This is a genomic window from Methyloversatilis sp., assembly GCF_030696805.1.
Classification (GTDB): Bacteria; Pseudomonadota; Gammaproteobacteria; order Burkholderiales; family Rhodocyclaceae; genus Methyloversatilis.
Genome location: NZ_JAUYRO010000035.1, coordinates 1 through 16,705, shown reverse-complemented (window position 1 = coordinate 16,705; position 16,705 = coordinate 1). Strand labels below are relative to the sequence as shown.

Here is a 16,705-nt window from a genome sequence, read left to right as displayed (position 1 = left end):
CGCAGCGATGCCCAACACCCACACTCCGCCAACCCGTCACCCCGCTCGCGCTGCAAAGGCATCCATCACCTGCACGACTGCGTCTGCGCGGCAACAATCGATGCGCTGGTCGATGGACATCGAACGCAGCCACGTAATCTGGCGTTTGGCGAGCTGGCGGGTGGCGTAGATGCCGGTGTCGCGCATCGCTGCGGCGTCGATGTCGCCTTGGAGGTAATTCCACACCTGCCGGTAGCCGACGCACCGCATCGACGGCATACCGGCGTCGAGCGCGTACTTTTCGCGCAGCCTGCGCACTTCATCCACCAGCCCTTGCGCCAGCATTGCGTCGAAGCGCGCCTCGACGCGCCGGTGCAGCCAGGCGCGATCCGATGGTTCGAGCGACAGCACGGTCATCTGCGGCAGCGGCGCATCGACTTCACGCCGCGCGTAGCTTTCGGCCAGCGGCCGGCCGGTCAGCGTGACGATTTCCAGCGCGCGCTGGATGCGCTGCGCATCGGTCGGCTTGAGACGGGCGGCGGCGTCCGGGTCGAGCGCGGCGAGTTCAGCGTGCAGAGCAGGCCAGCCCTGCTCTGCCGCACGGCGGTCGATATCGGCGCGCAGATCGGCATCGGCTTCGGGCAGGTCGGACAGGCCGTCGCGCAGCGCCTTGATGTACAGCATGGTGCCGCCAGCCAGCAGCGGGATGTTGCCGCGACCCTGGATGGCGGCGATCAGCGTGCGCGCGTCGGCGGCAAAGCGCGCGGCCGAATAGGCTTCCTGCGGCGACACGATGTCGATCAGATGGTGCGGGCACAGCGCACGCTCGTCCGGCGTCGGCTTGGCGGTGCCGATGTCCATGTCGCGAAACACCAGCGCCGAATCGACGCTGACCAGTTCGATCGGCAGCACGCGCGCGATGCGCGCGACCGCTGCGGTCTTGCCGCTGGCCGTGGGGCCGAGCAGCACCAGCACCGGCGAGGCGGAAGCGGCCGACACGGAGAAGGGCTGCACGTCAGCGGCCGCGCATGAACAGGCGGTCCAGTTCGCTCATGGTGAGCTGCACCCAGGTCGGCCGGCCGTGATTGCACTGGTCGGCGCGCTCGCAGGCTTCCATGTTGCGCAGCAGCGCATTCATTTCCGGCAGCGCCAGCAGACGGTTGGCGCGCACCGCGCCGTGGCAGGCCATCGTGGCCAGGAGTTCGTTGCGCCGGCGCTCGACCACCTGGCTGGCTGGCGCCTCGCGCAATTCTTCCAGCAGTGCGCGCAACAGCGCCGCGGTGTCGGCGCGCGCGAGAAGCGCCGGCACGGCACGCACCATCAACTCGTTCGGCCCGGCCTGACCGATGTCGAAGCCCAACTTATCCAGCACGTCGGCGTATTCGAAGGCGGTCGCCACTTCGCGTGCGCTCATCGACAGCACGGCCGGAATGAGCAGCCGCTGCACCGCCGGCGCGCCTTCGAGCACCTTCTTCAACTGTTCGTACAGGATGCGTTCGTGCGCCGCGTGCATGTCCACCAGCACGAGGCCAGCGCTGTTCTGCGCCAGCACATACACGCCCTGCAGTTGGGCAATCGCGAAACCGAGTGGCGGACCGGCTTCCGACGAAGGGTCCGGCAGACCGCCGGCGACCGGGTGTGCAGCGGCCGGCGTCGCATCGTGGCGCACGAAATCGAAGTAGCGTGCCAGCGGCTGTTCGACACCCATGCCCTGCTGCATCGGCCAGCCGGACTGCGACGACAACTGTCTGGAGACGTCGGGCAAATCGGCCTGCGCGGACGCGTGGACGGCTTCAGTCGCCTGCGTTGACAACGCCAGCGCGCGCTCGACCGCATGGAACACAAACTGGTGAATGCCGCGCGCGTCGCGAAAGCGCACTTCGGTCTTGGCCGGGTGCACGTTCACATCGACGGCGCGCGGGTCGAGTTCGATGAACACGACGTAAGCCGGGTGACGCGCGCCGTGCAGCACGTCGGCGTAGGCCTCGCGCAGTGCATGCGCGAGCAGGCGGTCGCGCACGAAACGGCCATTGACGAAGCTGTACTGGGCGTCGCGCCCGGCACGCGAAAAAGCGGGCTGCGCGACGAAGCCCACAATGCGCACCGGGCCGGCAACCGCCTCGACCGGGCGAGCGTGCTGCATGAATTCGTCCCCAAGCAGCGCGCGCACGCGGCTCGCCATGTCGGACGCGGGCAGCCGCTGCGTGACGCGACCGTTGTGCTGCAGCTGGAAGGCGACCTGCGGTACCGACAGCGCAATGCGCCGGAATACGTCGTCGCAGTGACCATATTCGGTCTGTTCGGTGCGCAGGAATTTGCGCCGCGCCGGGGTGTTGTAATAGAGGTCGGCCACATCGACCACGGTGCCGTTGTCCAGTGCGGCCGGTTCCGGCGCGCCACCGGCATCGATGCGCCAAGCGTGCGCAGCGCCGGTCTGCCGGCTGGTGATCCCCACGCGCGCCACGCTCGCAATCGACGCCAACGCCTCGCCGCGGAAGCCCATGGTGGCGACCGCTTCGAGATCGTCCAGCGAAGCGATTTTCGATGTGGCATGGCGGGCGAGGGCAAGCGGAAGGTCTTCGGGCGGCATGCCGCAGCCGTCGTCGGCCACCCGCAGGCGCTTCACGCCGCCGGCTTCCAGCTGCACACGGATGTCGCGGCTGCCGGCGTCGAGGCTGTTCTCCAGCAATTCCTTCAGCACCGACGCGGGGCGCTCGACCACTTCGCCGGCGGCAATCTGGCTGATCAAGAGGTCGGGCAGCAGCTGGATCAAAGGCATGCGCAGGCAGAAAACAGGGTCGGGCGACGATTTTACGGGCCGTCACAGGCATCCGCTATCATCCGGGCTCGATTTCAGCGCGACGCACCATGGAACTGCTCACCACCTTCATCGACATCATGTTGCACCTGGACAAGTATCTGGCCATGCTGGTCACCCAGTACGGCGCCTGGGTGTACGCCATCCTCTTCCTGATCGTGTTCTGCGAAACCGGTCTGGTGGTGACGCCCTTCCTGCCCGGCGATTCGCTGCTGTTCGTCGCCGGCGCGATCGCAGCAGCAGGCGGCATGCACATCGGCCTGCTGATCGTGCTGCTGATCATTGCGGCCGTGCTGGGCGACGCGGTGAATTACGCGGTGGGCGCCTGGTGCGGCCCGCGGGTATTCAAGTGGGAAAATTCGCGTTTTTTCAACCGCACGGCGTTCGACCGCACGCATGCGTTCTACGAAAGGCACGGCGGCAAAACCATCATCATCGCGCGCTTCATGCCGCTGATCCGCACCTTTGCGCCGTTTGTGGCCGGTGTGGCGCAGATGAGCTACCCGCGCTTCGCGATGTTCAACGTCACGGGCGCCATCATCTGGGTGGTGTCGCTGACGCTGGCCGGCTACTGGTTCGGCAACCTGCCGTGGGTGAAGGAAAACCTGACGCTGGTGATTCTGGCAATCATCGCGATATCGCTTGCACCCCTGGTAGTCGCATGGGTGCGCGCAAAGTTCGGGCCGGCTTCGGGAAATCCAGTCTGATGCGCGGCCAGCACGCTTCAAGCGCGAAACTGTAGCGTTCGGCGCCGGCCACGATGACCACGACACCGGCACGCTGCACATCGGCCAGCAGCCGCTCGGCGCGCAGGCTGGCCACCCCGCCGCTTGCCCGGCCGAACGCGCCCTCGGCGCCATCGCCCAGATGAAGATAGAGCAGCGCAGCCTGCCGACGCGCCTGCTGCAGCGACGGACGCCACTGTTCGGCGCTGATCGGCTCGTCGTTGGCCGCCTCGAGCTCGACGCGCATCAACGGCTGATCGCGCAGACGGGCGAGCGCCATCGCCAGTGCATCGCACTGCACGTCGCGCCCACCACAGAGCAGCACGCCGCCGTGGTCGGCCCGCATCAGGGTGCGCAGCAACCGGCCGAAACGACGACTGCCTGCCTTGACGCCCGGAGCGCGCACGCGCTCGAGTTGTTCCATCTTCATGGCTGATTTGCGGAGGTTCTGGGTCTTGCTCGTCCGCGCACCACGGCTGCGGCGCGCGCCCAAACCGGGCCCGGGTTGTCGTACGCTGTCGGTCATGAATGCCAGGGTCTGTTCTCGTTTGATTCGTGCGTCACGTTGCCCTTGGGCTGGCCGCGAACAAGGCGCGCGACGCAGTCGAGACCTGCCGTCTCGACAAGGAGTGCAACGCAGTGCGCGGGCAGCCCGAGGACAACCCTCAGGGCGCGCAGCCAGCGCGCCATATGTCCGCGTTGCACCACCTGGCCTGACGGCCAGTCAGGCGGCGTTGGTGCGCCTTGCCCTGCGACGCGCTGGCTGCACGCGTAACGTACGAATCAAATGAGAACAGACCCTGCGACAGCCTGCAAAACGATTGTGCGCGTGCTGTGTTGCGCCGCGATAGCCAACTGGATCACGGGCTGTGGCAGTACCGGCCAGAAACCGGCGCCAGTGGCCGATTCCATGCATCCTAAACAGATTGTTAAAAGTGATATCGACCGGGTACTCGAAGCGCATCACCGGGAAATATTTGCCAGCCTGGAACGGCTGGCCGACAAGTTGTACCGGCGCAACCCGCGCGAATGGCGGCGCGCCGGGCTGAACAGTCGTGAAGAAGCACTGGCCAGACTGTTCAACGCCGACCGCGGCTGGGCGTTGGCGGAATTCGACGGCAAGCGCGACATCGAGGTGATGCGGCTGGCCTTTTCGGCCGATTTTGCGGGCGACCGGGTGGCGGCGCTTATCGTCGGCATGGGCGGCATGATCCAGACCGCGTGGGCCGACCGGACCGAACTGTTCATCATGGATGAACTCGATCCGCAGGCGCTGTCGAACTGCGCGCGCAACGTCGAGATTTCGGCGTGGAAGCTTGCGCAATCGCGTGATGCCGCCGGCGAATTGCTGTTGCTGTCGAACGAAATCGGCGCCGACGGTGTGCGCAATCTCAGTTTCGAGCGCGAAATGGGCAAGATGATCGGCTGGCTGGACATGAGTTCGCAGATCGTTGCCGACAAGAACCGGCGCGTGGTGACGCGCATCCTGCAATCGCTCGCAACTGCGGTATTCCTGCCGGTCAGATAGGCAGTCACCCGGCCGGGCGGCGATAATCCGTCACCGACCCCCTCCTACCGACAGCCCCGAATGACATCCGTCGTCATCCTCATTTCCGGACGCGGCAGCAATATGCGGTCCATCATCGACGCCGGCCTGCCGGCGGACATCCGTGCGGTGATCAGCAACCGGCCTGACGCGGCCGGCCTCGCCTATGCGCGCGACCGCGGCATCGCGACCGAGGTGGTCGATCACACCGCCTACGCCGACCGCGCCGCGTTCGACGCGGCGCTGGCCGCCTGCATCGATCGCCATGCCCCCGATCTGGTCGTGCTCGCCGGCTTCATGCGCATCCTGACGCCCGGCTTCGTCGAGCACTATCGCGGCCGCATGATCAACATCCACCCGTCGCTGCTGCCCGCCTTCACCGGGCTGCACACGCACCGGCGCGCCATCGAGGCTGGGTGCCGGGTGGCCGGCGCCACGGTGCATTTCGTGACCGGCGAACTCGACGGCGGACCGATCATCGCGCAGGCGGCGGTGCCGGTGCTGGCCGGCGATACCGAACTCACGCTGGCCGCACGTGTGCTGGTGCAGGAGCACCGGCTGTACCCGCAGGTGGTGCGCTGGTTTGTCGACGGCCGGCTCGCCCTGCACGACGGCCGTGCCGTGCTGCGCGGCGACGCCGCGCCGGACAGCGCCGCGCTGTGCGTTCCGAGCGCGGATGTCTGAACCGCTGAACCGATCCCGGCTGCTTTTCGCACTGGCCGTTTCGGTGCTGCTGCACCTTCTGCTGGCCGGCGGGCTGCGCAGCTTCGATCACGAGCGCCTGCCGGACGAGCGCCGCACGATACGCGCGGCGCTGATTGCACCGCCCGCCCCGCCGCCTCCGAAAGTTGTGCCGACGCCATCACCGGTAGCCGATGCGACGCCTGCCCCGGTGCCAGCCCCGAAGCGCCCACCAAGGCCGCGCAGCCCGAACCCCGAGCCGGTGGCGCTGCCCGAGCCTGAGCCCGAGGTGCCACCGCAACCCGTGCCGAGCGACGATCCGTTTACGGCTGACGGGGAAAGGACGGACGCCATTGGCGATCGCGAACTGCTGGACCGGGCGATCGCCGAAGGCGCCCTGCCCGACCGCGACGAGACGGCCAGCCTGACGCCGCAGCGCGCCGTAGTGAGCGAGGCGAAACTGGAATTCGAGGTGTTCCGGGGCGAACTGGCCATTGGCGAAACCCGCTATCACTGGGTGCACGACGGCAGTGACTACCAGATGGATCAGGTCACCGAAACGACCGGTCTGGCCGGCCTGCTCAAGCCGCTGCGCGTTGAACAGCGCAGCATCGGCGAAGTGACGGCGGAAGGTCTGAAGCCGCTGCGCTATGTGTCGCGAGCGACACAGGGCAAGGCGACCGAGGAGGAGGTGGTGTTCGACTGGGACGGCAATCGGGTTATGCTGCGCGCCGGCACCAAGCAGTCGGACCATGCGCTGTCGGCCGGTGCGCAGGACATGCTGAGCCTGTGGCTGGAAATCATCTGGCGGGCACAATACGGTGGCGACTTCGATTTCACGCTGGCCACCGGCAAGCGCTTCACGCCGCGCTGGTTCGTGGCCGACCCGGAGCTCGGCAGCCTCGATACCGCCGTCGGACGGCAGTTGGTCAAGCGGCTGCAGGCGCGCGCCCAGGCCGGCGACAACCAGATTGAAGTCTGGCTGGCACCGAATCTGCGCTGGCTGCCGGTATTGATCCGCTTCACCGATCGCAAGGGCGATGTGTACGACCAGCGCGTGCGCCTGATCGAGTATGAAAACCTGAGCCTGCGTGCCGGCACTGCCGGCGCCGCCGCCGGAACGACTGCGCCCTTCGGCGATCCGGTCGTTCCGCCACCCCGATATGAGCCGGCGAAAGAACCCGCCAACCCCTACCTGCGATGAAACCGACCGAAAAACTGATAGACAGTACCGCCGACGTCCTGAGCCGGATGTTGCGCTTTGAACACACCGCCGACAGCGTGCTGTCTGCGCACTTTCGCGATCAGCGCGCGCTGCAGTCGCGCGAGCGCGCCTTTGTCGCCGAGCACGCCTATCTGGTGCTGCGCCGGCTGCGCTGGCTGCGGGCCGTGGCGGGCGAAAACGCAGGTGCGCGCAAGCTGCTGATCACCGCGCTGGCCCGCATCGAAGGTCTCGGACACAAGTTTCTCGCGCCGCTGATTTCGCGCAACGAAGCGCAATGGCTGGAAACGCTGGCGCCGACCGCCGACACCGAACTGTCGCTGGGCGAGCGCACCGACCTGCCGGACTGGGTGATCGAGCGCCTGCTGACGCAGATGGACGAAGCGTCGCTGCTGTCGCTGGCGCGTGCGCTGAACACGCAGGCGCCGCTCGACCTGCGCGTGAATCTGATGAAAAGCGACATCGACGCGGTCACCGCGACGCTCACCAACAACGGTCTGACGGTGACGCCGGGGCGCTTTTCGCCCTGGGCGCTGCGTCTGGGCGAACGTCCTTCTCTGACGAAGAACCCGCTGTACGAGAAGGGCATCATCGAGGTGCAGGACGAAGGCAGTCAGCTGCTGGCGCTGCTGCTCGCGCCCAAGCGCGGCGAAATGGTGGTCGATTTCTGTGCCGGCGCCGGCGGCAAGACGCTGGCGCTGGGCGCGATGATGCGTTCGACCGGTCGGCTGTACGCCTTCGATGTGTCGGAAAAGCGGCTGATCAAGATGCGCCCGCGGGTCGCGCGTTCCGGCCTGTCCAACATCCACCCGGTGCTGATCGACAGCGAGAACGACATCAAGGTGAAGCGACTGGCCGGCAAGATCGACCGTGTACTGGTCGATGCGCCCTGCTCCGGTCTGGGCACGCTGCGCCGCAATCCGGATCTGAAATGGCGGCAGACGCCGACCGCAGTCGAGGAGCTGGTGGTCAAGCAGGGTGCCATTCTGGCCGGCGCGGCGCGGCTGGTGAAATCCGGCGGTCGTCTCGTCTATGCGACCTGCAGCCTGCTCGACGCGGAAAACCGCGGCGTGATCGACACCTTCCTGGCCAGCCATCCGGACTTCGTACGCTTGCCGGCAAACGAAATCCTCGCCGCCGGCCGGATCGATCTGGACACCGGCATGGATCTCGAACTGCGCCCCGACGTCCATGGCACCGACGGCTTCTACGCCGCGGTGATGGAGCGGCGCGCTCCGGACAGCGCAGCCACCACCCCGGAGACGGTCGATGAAGCCTGAACTGCGCGCGCCCACTCTGGTCGCTGCCCTGCTGGTCGTTGGACTGCTGGCAGGCGGCACCGTGCAGGCGGGTCCTGCGCTGCCGGCCGAAGGCAAGGTCGAAGTCGGTTTCGCACCGTGGGACGACGTCGAACGGCTGGTCATGGACCAGATCGACGGTGCCAAACAGGCCGTTTACGTGCAGGCCTACATGCTGACCAGCCGGCAGATCGCCAAGACGCTGATCGCGGCACACGAACGCGGCATCAAGGTCGAAGTGATCGCCGATCGCGAAAAGGTGCTGAAGGACGAATACAGCGCGCTGCCCCGGGTCGCCGGCCACGGCGTGCCGCTGTGGCTGGATGGTGCCTACAGCGCGGCGCACAGCAAGGTGATGATCATCGACCCGGACGGCAAGGAGCCGGTGGTGGTGACCGGCTCTTACAACTTCAGCGTTGCGGGCAAGTCGAAGAACGCTGAGAACGTGCTGGTGCTGAGCGGCCAGCGCGCGCTCGCTGCTTCATATATGCAGAACTGGAAGCGCCACCGCGCCCAGTCGGTCAGCTTTGCCGATGCGGTGCAGGAAACCCTGCGCGGTGAAGCCGTAACCCCCTGACCCTCATGAACAACCTGTCATTCGACGCACTGATGGCGTTGCTGGCGCTCGACAGCACGCGACTGGAGCTGGGGGTTATTGCAGCCTGTCTCGTGCTGGCCGGCCTGTTCGCGCGTCACATGATCCGGCGCCAGCGTGCCGAAACGCTTGCCAACGGCAACGAGGTACTGAGCAACGCGGCGCGGCTGGGCCGGGCCGGGCTGCAGCGGCTGATGTTCCCGCTGGCCGGCATCCTGCTGCTTGCGCTGGCGCGCGGTGCGTTCGCCCTGCTGCACCAGACGCCGGTGTTGATGCATCTGGTGATCGCGATGCTGGTGGCGATGGGCGTGATCCGGCTCATTGTGTATGCACTGCGCCAGGTGTTTTCGCCCGCCGGCTGGCTGAGCACGTTCGAGGTCTTGATCGTGCTGGCCATCTGGACCGCCTGGGCGATGCACGCGCTGGAAATCCTGCCCGAAGTCATCGATTGGCTGGACAGCCAGAAGATCACGCTGGGCAAGCAGAAGCTGACCATGTGGACGCTGCTGCAGGGCAGCGCCTGGGTGCTGATGACGCTGATCGCGTCGGTCTGGCTGTCGGGTTCGGTCGAGCGCAAGCTGATGCGTGCGCCGATCGACAGCAATCTGCGCATCGTGCTGGCGCGGGTGGCCAAGGTCGTGCTGGTGTTTCTCGGGCTGATCATCACGTTGCCGCTGGTCGGCATCGACCTCACCGCGTTGTCGGTGTTCGGCGGCGCGCTCGGCGTGGGTCTGGGCTTCGGTCTGCAGAAGATCATGGCCAATTACGTATCGGGCTTCATCCTGCTGCTCGACCGGTCGATCCGCATCGGCGACCTGATTTCGGTCGGTACCGACCGTGGCCAGGTCACCCAGATCACCACGCGCTACACCGTCGTGCGCAGCCTGTCGGGTGTCGAATCCATCATCCCGAACGAACTGCTGATCAGTTCGGTGGTGCAGAACGAAGGCCTTTCTGACCGGCAGGTACGCATCGCCATCGCGGTACAGGTCAGTTACAGCGATGATGTACCGAGCGCACTGGCCATTCTGCAGGACGCCGCACTGACCCAGGAGCGGGTGTTGAAGTCGCCCGCCCCGGCGGCCTTTCTCCATTCCTTCGGCGACTCGGGCATCAATCTCGAGCTGGGTATCTGGATCGCCGATCCGGAAGGGGGTGCGCTCGGACTGCGCTCGGCCATCCAGCTCGAAATACTGCAACGATTCCGTGCTGCAGGCATTGAAATACCGTTCCCGCAACGCGAACTTAGGATCATGGGTGATCCGAACCCGTCGGCCCCGCCGGTCGATGTCACAAACACTTGACGCGGCGCAAATTGACCGCGGGCCCGGCTCGCGTAGAATCCGGGGCTTGACCTTTGCTTTACCGAGAAAGACCTGAATGTTAAATGGCTTGATTGATCTGCCCTGGTGGGGTTACATCGTTGTGGCGCTGGCGTTTACCCACCTCACGATCGCGGGCGTCACGATCTACCTGCACCGCCACCAGGCGCACCGTGCGCTTGAAATGCATCCGCTGCCCAGCCACATCTTCCGTTTCTGGCTGTGGATGACGACCGGCATGGTGACCAAGGAGTGGGCGGCCATCCACCGCAAGCACCACGCCAAGTGCGAAACCCCCGAAGATCCGCACAGCCCGGTGGTTCTGGGCATCAAGAAGGTGCTGACCGAAGGCGCCGAGCTGTACCGCCTCGAGGCGAAGAACAAGGAAACCATGGCGCGCTACGGCCAGGGCACGCCGGACGACTGGATCGAGCGCAACCTGTACACGCGCCACTCCGGGCTGGGTATCCGCCTGATGCTGATCACCAACGTGATCCTGTTCGGCCCGCTCGGCCTGACCATCTGGGCCGTGCAGATGGCCTGGATCCCGATCTGGGCGGCTGGCGTCGTGAATGGTCTCGGCCATTACTGGGGCTATCGCAATTATGACTGCAGCGACGCGGCGACCAACATTTCGCCCTGGGGCATCCTGATCGGTGGCGAGGAACTGCACAACAATCACCACGCCTTCGCCACGTCGGCCAAGCTGTCGTCGAAGTGGTACGAGTTCGATATCGGCTGGATGTACATCCGCATCCTCGAAATCATGGGGCTGGCCAAGGCCAAGAAAACCATTCCGCAGCCACGCTTCCAGGCCCGCGACGTGGTGGATACCCAGACGCTTGAAGCCATCATCACGCATCGTTACGATGTGATGACCCGCTACATGAAGTCGCTGCGTTCGATCTACGCCGAAGAGGTGGAAAAGCTGCGTACCTCGCATGCGGCATTGGCCGATGGTGACCGCTATCACCGCTTCAAGCGCTGGCTCAGTCGCGGTGAAAACGCGCAGCCGGCAAGCGACGACGCCGAAATGGCATCCGTGCTTGCACACAGCAGCCGACTGGAAACGGTGCACACGATGCGTCAGGAACTGATTGCGCTTTGGGCACGTTCCACTGCGTCGAGCGAACAGCTGTTGAAGCAGTTGCAGGATTGGTGTGCTCGCGCAGAGTCCAGCGGCATCAAGCAGCTGCAGGACTTTTCGAGGCGCCTGAAGACCTACGCGGTCTGACGCACTTCCCGCGCGGGCGAAAGCCGGAGGTGCTTGATTGCACGTCCGGCTTTTTCTTTGTGGTACTGCGTTCCGGTACCCGATCAGCGCGTCGACGGAACGCAACGGCCCGCAGAGGCCGTGCGTTCAAACCGACCGGGTGCCGTGGCGGTAGCCGGTCAAACAATACTCAGAGGAGTCATCCAGGATGTTTCGCCACATACTCGTGCCGGTCGATGGTTCAGACCTTTCAAAGGCTACGGTGACGCACGCCATCTGCTTTGCCAGAGATGTATCGGGCCAGGTCACCTTCCTGTACGTGATGAAGGATTACCCGGTATCGCTGCTGCACAGCGAGGCGGACGAGGAGAGCATCGATCCGATCGCGCCGAACGACTTCACCGACGCCATGCGCACGCACGCCGACCGCATCCTGCAATCGGCGCGAGCCGAGGCTGAAGCCGCCGGCGTCACCGTCGACAGCATTGCGGTGACGCAGGACGAGCCGCACAAGGCGATCATCGAGGTCGGTCTGTCGCGCAAGGCCGACGTGATCTTCATGGGTTCGCACAGCCGGCGCGGGCTGGCCAGCCTGCTGCTGGGCAGTGTCACGCAGAAGGTGCTGTCGAATTCGAAGATACCGGTGCTGGTCTATCGCTGAGCGCAGCAGTGGCGGGCGGCGACGCCCGCTTCCTGCAGCACGCGATCAGCGCGCCGGCAGCTTTTCCGCCAGCCAGGCCGTCATCAGGCTGGATGCGCCGGTGACCGCCCAGAAGCCGAAGAACCCGATCGAATAGGTCGCTACCGGCGAGAAGCCGACCGGCTCGCCGAGAAGGTAAAGTTCCTGCGGATTGATGACGCTGAAGAACACCAGTTCGGCGACCGCGGCGACCAGAAACGAGGGCCAGGACACCAGCGCGAACAACCGCGCTGCACCGCCCGGCGTGCGGTGGGTGTCGTGCGGATCGTCGTCGTTGATCGCATCAGCCACGGTTCTTCCCCGCGTCGAGCAGGAGCGAATCCTGACGCCGCCAGTCGCGTACATCGTCTTCGATCACCAGCTTCCAGTGCGTCGGTGCAAGATCCTGCACGACACCCGAGTAGAGGCCACCCACGCCGTCAAACAGCAGTTCGCGATCCAGTTCGATGCGCGTGGGGTGCGCAAGAAAGATCCGCAGGCGACCGGGCAGCTTCGCAGGATCGTCCATCGACAACTGGATGTCGAGCCGCATCGTTCCATCACCCTTGGGCGTTACGGCGATCGCCACCTTCACGCCGAGTTCGTCGGCACGCCGCTCGCGTTCCAGCGTGCGGTTGATCGTCAGGCCCTGCTTGTAGTAATCGTCCGCGACCAGCGCGGTATTGCCGGTGGCCGCCAGCCAGGTCGTGATGACGCCGGCCACGATCACGGTGACAGGTCCGAGCATCAGCAGCCAGGGCCAGCGGTGGCGATACCAGGGAAGCGGCAGTGTCGAATTGTCTGACATGGTCACCTCGGTTGCAGAAAGGACGACTTTTCATGCACCCGTACATCGGGGGCATCGACCGCCTGCAGATTGAAATAAACGGTATGCGAACCCGGCGCGAGCGAATCGGCATCGACCTGCACGCGCAGCGCAACATCGCGCGATCCAGCCGCTTCGACTTCGATCTCGCGCAGCCCGGGCAGGGTGGCGCCCGGCAGGCCTTCGACGTCAAGTACAAAACGACGCGGCGATTCCGAAGTGTTCATCACCCGCAATTGGTACACGTTTTCGATTTTGCCACCTTCGACTTCGCGCGCAAGCGACGCGCGGTCACGCATCACGTTCATCTTGACCGGTGTGCGGGTCAGCAGCGCCCACGCGAAGCCGGACACGATGAACAGCAGCAGACTGGTGTACAGGATGACGCGCGGACGGAGGACATGTGCAAGCACTTCGCGCCAGCCTTCATGCGCAGGCTTGCCGGCCAGTTGGGCGCGTTCGGTCGAATAGGCGATGAGCCCGCGCGGCCTGCCGACCTTGTCCATCACCTGATCGCACGCATCGATGCACAGCGCGCAGCCGATGCACTCGTACTGGAGGCCGTTGCGGATGTCGATGCCGGTCGGACAGACCTGCACGCACCAGTCGCAATCGACGCAGTCGCCGACCGGCTGGCCTTCCTTCGCCTTCTTCTTGCTGCCGCGCGGCTCGCCGCGGTTAGCGTCGTAGCTGACGATCAGTGTGTCCGGGTCGAACATGACACCCTGGAAGCGCGCATAAGGACACATGTACTTGCACACCTGTTCGCGCATGTGGCCCGCGAACAGATAGGTGAAGGCCGCGTAGAACAGCATCCAGAAGGCTTCCCAGGGGCCCAGTCCGAAGCTGCCGACTTCGGCCGCCAGTTCCTGGATGGGCGAGAAGAAGCCGACAAACGTGAAGCCGGTCCACAGCGCCAGCGCCGCCCAGATGCCGTGTTTGGCGAGCCGGCGGCCGAACTTGGACAGGCTCATCGACGCGGCGTCCAGCTTCATGCGCGCCGATCGGTCGCCTTCGACGTGACGTTCTATCCACATGAAGATTTCGGTGTAGACCGATTGCGGACAGGCGTAGCCGCACCACACGCGACCCGCCACGGCGGTGACCAGGAACAATCCGAGCGCGCTGATGATAAGCAGCAGCGTCAGATACACCACGTCCTGCGGCCACAGTACCAGCCCGAAGATGTAGAACTTGCGTTCCACCAGATCGAACAGCACCGCCTGGCGACCGTTCCATGGCAGCCAGGGCAGGCCGTAGAACACCAGCTGGGTGATCCATACCATGGCCCAGCGCAGCGAATTGAAACGCCCCTTGATGCTGCGCGGCTGGATCTTCTTGCGCGCCGCGTACAGGTCTGATTCGTCAGCCGGCACTTCGGTGATCGGAATCACCCGCGCCGGCCGACCCGCGGTCGAAGATCGCGGTTCCATCACTGTGTCGTGCTTCTGTCGGCCGTTGCGGCCTTGGCGGAACTGTTGGACAAGCCCCACACGTAGGCGGTCAGCAGATGGATCTTGTGCTCGCCGAGCAATTCACCGTGCGCCGGCATGTGACCATTTCGACCCCGTGCGACGCTCTGCGCAACGATGGCTTCGGTGCTGCCGTACAGCCACACCCCGTCGGCCAGGTTGGGCGCACCTATGGCCTGATTGCCGCGCCCTTCCGCGCCGTGGCAGGCCGCGCAGTTGGTGGCATACACCGGTTTGCCTCGCTGCACCCGCAGGTTGTCGGCAGTCAGCCCCGACAGTGAGCGCACGTAATGCACCACGTCACGCTGCGCTTCCGAATCGAGTACGGCGGAGAAAGCCGGCATCATCGCGTTGCGGCCATTGATCAGCGTCGCCTTGATGGCTTCCGGATCCCCGCCGTATTGCCAGTCGCTGTCGACCAGGTTCGGGAAGCCGCGCGAACCGCGCGCATCGGTACCGTGACACTGCGCACAGTTGTTCAGGTAGAGGCGCTCGCCCATGGCGCGCGCCTCCGGATCGGCGGCAACCTGCATGGCGTCCATCTTCGAATAACGCTCGAACAGCGGCGCCACCTTTGCGTCAGCCACGCTCACTTCACGCTCGTAGGCATTGACCGAGGTCCATCCCAGCTGGCCGCCGAAACGGCCCAGGCCCGGGTAGGCGATCAGATAGACGATGGCGAAGACAATGGTGATCCAGAACAGCCACACCCACCAGCGCGGCAGCGGGTTATTCCACTCGGCCAGTGTTTCGTCCCACTGGTGACCATGCAACTCGACCGTACCGGTCGGCCGCGCGCCGCGATTGGACAGGATGATGAAGGCACAGAACACCAGGCTGGCGATGACGAGCACCACCACATAGACGTTCCAGAAATCGCTGATGAAGTCGCTCACTTTGTTTCTCCGCTATCGAGGTGCACGCGGTCGTCGTCGGCGAAGGGCAGCATCGCCGCCTCTTGGTGGGCGCGTTGTGCGCCCGGCCGCCAGGCCATGATGACGATGACGATGAAGCAGGCAAATCCGGCAACCGTCACGGCCGCCCGCAGGGTGTTGATGTCGTAGTCCATGATGGAATCCCTCAGTTGACGCGCTTGATCGCGGTACCCAGACCCTGCAGGTAGGCAATAAGCGCCTCCATTTCGGTCTTGCCCTTCAGCGATTCGGCGGCACCCGCCATCTGTTCTTCGGTGTAAGGCACACCGACGCGGGTGAGCGCACGCATGTGCTGCTCAATGGTCGATGCCTTGACCGGACGCTCGAGGAAGGCGAAGGCCGGCATGTTCGACTCGGGCACCACGTCGCGCGGGTTGATCAGGTGTACGCGGTGCCATTCGTCGGAGTAGCGGCCACCGACGCGTGCCAGATCCGGGCCGGTGCGCTTGGAGCCCCACTGGAACGGACGGTCATAGACGAATTCGCCGGCCACCGAGTAGTGACCATAGCGTTCGGTCTCGGCGCGGAACGGGCGGATCATCTGCGAGTGGCAGTTGTAGCAACCTTCCCGCACGTAGATGTCGCGGCCGGCCAGTTGCAGCGGCTCATAAGGCTTGACGCCCTCGACCGGTTCGGTCGTCGAGTGCTGGAAGAACAGCGGCACGATTTCGACCAGACCGCCGATGGAGATCACCAGCACGGTGAGTATCGCCATCAGGCCAACGTTGCGTTCAATCAGTTCGTGTTTGGATGCAGCCATGATGATTCTCCGGTAATCAGGCGTGCGCGGCAGCAGGCGCTATGACGGGGGCGTTGTAGGGCTTCTGGCCGGCGATGGTTTTCCACACGTTCCAGGCCATGACGAACATGCCCGCGAGGAAGAGTGCGCCGCCGAGGAAACGGATGAACCAGAACGGATAGGTCGCCTTCACGCTCTCGACGAAGGTGTAGGTGAGCGTGCCGTCATCGTTGATGGCGCGCCACATCAGGCCCTGCATGACACCGGCGATCCACATTGCGGCGATGTAGAGGACCACGCCGAGGGTCGACATCCAGAAGTGGATGCTGATGGCCGGCACCGAGTACATCTTTTCCTGGCCGAACAGGCGCGGGATCAGGTAGTAGATCGAGCCGATCGAAATCATCGCAACCCAGCCCAGCGCGCCCGAATGCACGTGGCCGATGGTCCAGTCCGTGTAGTGCGACAGCGCATTGACCGTCTTGATCGACATCATCGGACCTTCGAAGGTCGACATGCCGTAGAACGAGAGCGAGGTGATCAGGAACTTCAGGATCGGGTCATCGCGCAGCTTATGCCAGGCGCCCGACAGGGTCATGATGCCGTTGATCATGCCGCCCCAGGACGGTGCCAGCAGAATCAGCGAGAAGATCAT

At 64.9% G+C, this 16,705-nt stretch carries 19 protein-coding genes; 9 read left to right on the top strand and 10 right to left on the bottom strand.

Annotated features, from left to right (window positions below; translation table 11 throughout):
* Nucleotides 1-36: 36 nt before the first annotated feature.
* Both miaA and mutL read right to left on the bottom strand, forming a co-directional pair.
* Complete coding sequence (gene miaA, locus Q8R75_RS04690) at nt 37-978, bottom strand: tRNA (adenosine(37)-N6)-dimethylallyltransferase MiaA (RefSeq protein WP_305627338.1); 942 nt, start codon at nt 976-978, stop codon at nt 37-39.
* A gap of 16 nt (nt 979-994) precedes the next feature.
* Nucleotides 995-2,758 (bottom strand): DNA mismatch repair endonuclease MutL, encoded by a 1,764-nt coding sequence (gene mutL / locus Q8R75_RS04685; protein ID WP_305612035.1) that lies wholly within the window; start codon nt 2,756-2,758, stop codon nt 995-997.
* 89 nt (nt 2,759-2,847) lie between these two features.
* Between mutL and Q8R75_RS04680 the strand changes: the two genes are divergently transcribed.
* Nucleotides 2,848-3,504, top strand: coding sequence for a DedA family protein (locus Q8R75_RS04680; RefSeq protein WP_305612033.1), 657 nt, complete (start codon nt 2,848-2,850; stop codon nt 3,502-3,504).
* Here Q8R75_RS04680 and Q8R75_RS04675 read toward each other — a convergent pair.
* Nucleotides 3,425-3,952, bottom strand: coding sequence for a hypothetical protein (locus tag Q8R75_RS04675; RefSeq protein WP_305612030.1), 528 nt, complete (start codon nt 3,950-3,952; stop codon nt 3,425-3,427). The genes Q8R75_RS04680 and Q8R75_RS04675 overlap by 80 nt on opposite strands.
* Before the next feature lie 480 nt (nt 3,953-4,432).
* Here Q8R75_RS04675 and Q8R75_RS04670 point away from each other — a divergent pair, with 480 nt between their 5' ends.
* The 8 genes from Q8R75_RS04670 to Q8R75_RS04635 all read left to right on the top strand — a co-directional run bounded on the left by Q8R75_RS04670 (nt 4,433) and on the right by Q8R75_RS04635 (nt 12,060).
* A complete protein-coding gene (locus Q8R75_RS04670) occupies nt 4,433-5,050 on the top strand; it encodes a hypothetical protein (protein WP_305612025.1) in 618 nt (205 codons plus the stop codon).
* Nucleotides 5,051-5,110: 60 nt separating this feature from the next.
* A complete protein-coding gene (gene purN / locus Q8R75_RS04665) occupies nt 5,111-5,752 on the top strand; it encodes a phosphoribosylglycinamide formyltransferase (RefSeq protein ID WP_305627339.1) in 642 nt (213 codons plus the stop codon).
* A complete protein-coding gene (locus Q8R75_RS04660) occupies nt 5,745-6,953 on the top strand; it encodes a DUF3108 domain-containing protein (protein ID WP_305613961.1) in 1,209 nt (402 codons plus the stop codon). The genes purN and Q8R75_RS04660 overlap by 8 nt, the downstream gene beginning before the upstream one ends.
* Nucleotides 6,950-8,251 carry an RsmB/NOP family class I SAM-dependent RNA methyltransferase gene (locus Q8R75_RS04655; protein WP_305613960.1) on the top strand — a complete coding sequence of 434 codons (1,302 nt, stop codon included), beginning with the start codon at nt 6,950-6,952 and terminating at the stop codon, nt 8,249-8,251. Before Q8R75_RS04660 ends, Q8R75_RS04655 begins: the two co-directional genes overlap by 4 nt.
* Nucleotides 8,241-8,846 carry a phospholipase D family protein gene (locus Q8R75_RS04650; protein WP_305613959.1) on the top strand — a complete coding sequence of 202 codons (606 nt, stop codon included), beginning with the start codon at nt 8,241-8,243 and terminating at the stop codon, nt 8,844-8,846. The genes Q8R75_RS04655 and Q8R75_RS04650 overlap by 11 nt, the downstream gene beginning before the upstream one ends.
* Nucleotides 8,847-8,851: 5 nt before the next feature.
* Nucleotides 8,852-10,168, top strand: coding sequence for a mechanosensitive ion channel domain-containing protein (locus Q8R75_RS04645; protein ID WP_305627340.1), 1,317 nt, complete (start codon nt 8,852-8,854; stop codon nt 10,166-10,168).
* Between the two features lie 76 nt (nt 10,169-10,244).
* Nucleotides 10,245-11,420 (top strand): fatty acid desaturase, encoded by a 1,176-nt coding sequence (locus Q8R75_RS04640; RefSeq protein ID WP_305613957.1) that lies wholly within the window; start codon nt 10,245-10,247, stop codon nt 11,418-11,420.
* A gap of 187 nt (nt 11,421-11,607) precedes the next feature.
* Nucleotides 11,608-12,060, top strand: coding sequence for a universal stress protein (locus Q8R75_RS04635; protein ID WP_305613955.1), 453 nt, complete (start codon nt 11,608-11,610; stop codon nt 12,058-12,060).
* A 45-nt stretch (nt 12,061-12,105) separates the two neighbouring features.
* Here the strand turns inward: Q8R75_RS04635 and Q8R75_RS04630 are convergent, their stop codons facing one another.
* From Q8R75_RS04630 to Q8R75_RS04600, 7 genes are all read right to left on the bottom strand, one after another.
* Nucleotides 12,106-12,390, bottom strand: a complete 285-nt coding sequence (locus Q8R75_RS04630) for a hypothetical protein (protein ID WP_305613954.1) — start codon at nt 12,388-12,390, stop codon at nt 12,106-12,108.
* Nucleotides 12,383-12,886 (bottom strand): FixH family protein, encoded by a 504-nt coding sequence (locus Q8R75_RS04625; protein WP_305613953.1) that lies wholly within the window; start codon nt 12,884-12,886, stop codon nt 12,383-12,385. The genes Q8R75_RS04630 and Q8R75_RS04625 overlap by 8 nt, the downstream gene beginning before the upstream one ends.
* A 2-nt stretch (nt 12,887-12,888) precedes the next feature.
* On the bottom strand, nt 12,889-14,298 hold the full coding sequence (ccoG, locus tag Q8R75_RS04620) for a cytochrome c oxidase accessory protein CcoG (protein WP_305613963.1): 1,410 nt from the start codon (nt 14,296-14,298) through the stop codon (nt 12,889-12,891).
* A 38-nt stretch (nt 14,299-14,336) separates the two neighbouring features.
* Complete coding sequence (gene ccoP / locus Q8R75_RS04615) at nt 14,337-15,272, bottom strand: cytochrome-c oxidase, cbb3-type subunit III (protein WP_305613952.1); 936 nt, start codon at nt 15,270-15,272, stop codon at nt 14,337-14,339.
* A complete protein-coding gene (locus Q8R75_RS04610) occupies nt 15,269-15,445 on the bottom strand; it encodes a CcoQ/FixQ family Cbb3-type cytochrome c oxidase assembly chaperone (RefSeq protein WP_257095118.1) in 177 nt (58 codons plus the stop codon). The genes ccoP and Q8R75_RS04610 overlap by 4 nt, the downstream gene beginning before the upstream one ends.
* Before the next feature lie 11 nt (nt 15,446-15,456).
* Nucleotides 15,457-16,071 (bottom strand): cytochrome-c oxidase, cbb3-type subunit II, encoded by a 615-nt coding sequence (gene ccoO, locus Q8R75_RS04605; protein ID WP_305613951.1) that lies wholly within the window; start codon nt 16,069-16,071, stop codon nt 15,457-15,459.
* A gap of 16 nt (nt 16,072-16,087) precedes the next feature.
* Nucleotides 16,088-16,705, bottom strand: a 618-nt coding sequence (locus Q8R75_RS04600) for a cbb3-type cytochrome c oxidase subunit I (RefSeq protein WP_305663531.1), incomplete at its 5' end; no start/stop codon positions are given.

Bases quoted from the DNA above. Each gene is read 5' to 3' on its own strand.
- mutL (WP_305612035.1), bottom strand. From the start codon at position 2,758: ATGCCTTTGATCCAGCTGCTGCCCGACCTCTTGATCAGCCAGATTGCC.
- Q8R75_RS04680 (WP_305612033.1), top strand. From the start codon at position 2,848: ATGGAACTGCTCACCACCTTCATCGACATCATGTTGCACCTGGACAAG.
- Q8R75_RS04675 (WP_305612030.1), bottom strand. From the start codon at position 3,952: ATGAAGATGGAACAACTCGAGCGCGTGCGCGCTCCGGGCGTCAAGGCA.
- Q8R75_RS04670 (WP_305612025.1), top strand. From the start codon at position 4,433: ATGCATCCTAAACAGATTGTTAAAAGTGATATCGACCGGGTACTCGAA.
- purN (WP_305627339.1), top strand. From the start codon at position 5,111: ATGACATCCGTCGTCATCCTCATTTCCGGACGCGGCAGCAATATGCGG.
- Q8R75_RS04660 (WP_305613961.1), top strand. From the start codon at position 5,745: ATGTCTGAACCGCTGAACCGATCCCGGCTGCTTTTCGCACTGGCCGTT.
- Q8R75_RS04655 (WP_305613960.1), top strand. From the start codon at position 6,950: ATGAAACCGACCGAAAAACTGATAGACAGTACCGCCGACGTCCTGAGC.
- Q8R75_RS04650 (WP_305613959.1), top strand. From the start codon at position 8,241: ATGAAGCCTGAACTGCGCGCGCCCACTCTGGTCGCTGCCCTGCTGGTC.
- Q8R75_RS04645 (WP_305627340.1), top strand. From the start codon at position 8,852: ATGAACAACCTGTCATTCGACGCACTGATGGCGTTGCTGGCGCTCGAC.
- Q8R75_RS04640 (WP_305613957.1), top strand. From the start codon at position 10,245: ATGTTAAATGGCTTGATTGATCTGCCCTGGTGGGGTTACATCGTTGTG.
- Q8R75_RS04635 (WP_305613955.1), top strand. From the start codon at position 11,608: ATGTTTCGCCACATACTCGTGCCGGTCGATGGTTCAGACCTTTCAAAG.
- Q8R75_RS04625 (WP_305613953.1), bottom strand. From the start codon at position 12,886: ATGTCAGACAATTCGACACTGCCGCTTCCCTGGTATCGCCACCGCTGG.
- Q8R75_RS04610 (WP_257095118.1), bottom strand. From the start codon at position 15,445: ATGGACTACGACATCAACACCCTGCGGGCGGCCGTGACGGTTGCCGGA.
- ccoO (WP_305613951.1), bottom strand. From the start codon at position 16,071: ATGGCTGCATCCAAACACGAACTGATTGAACGCAACGTTGGCCTGATG.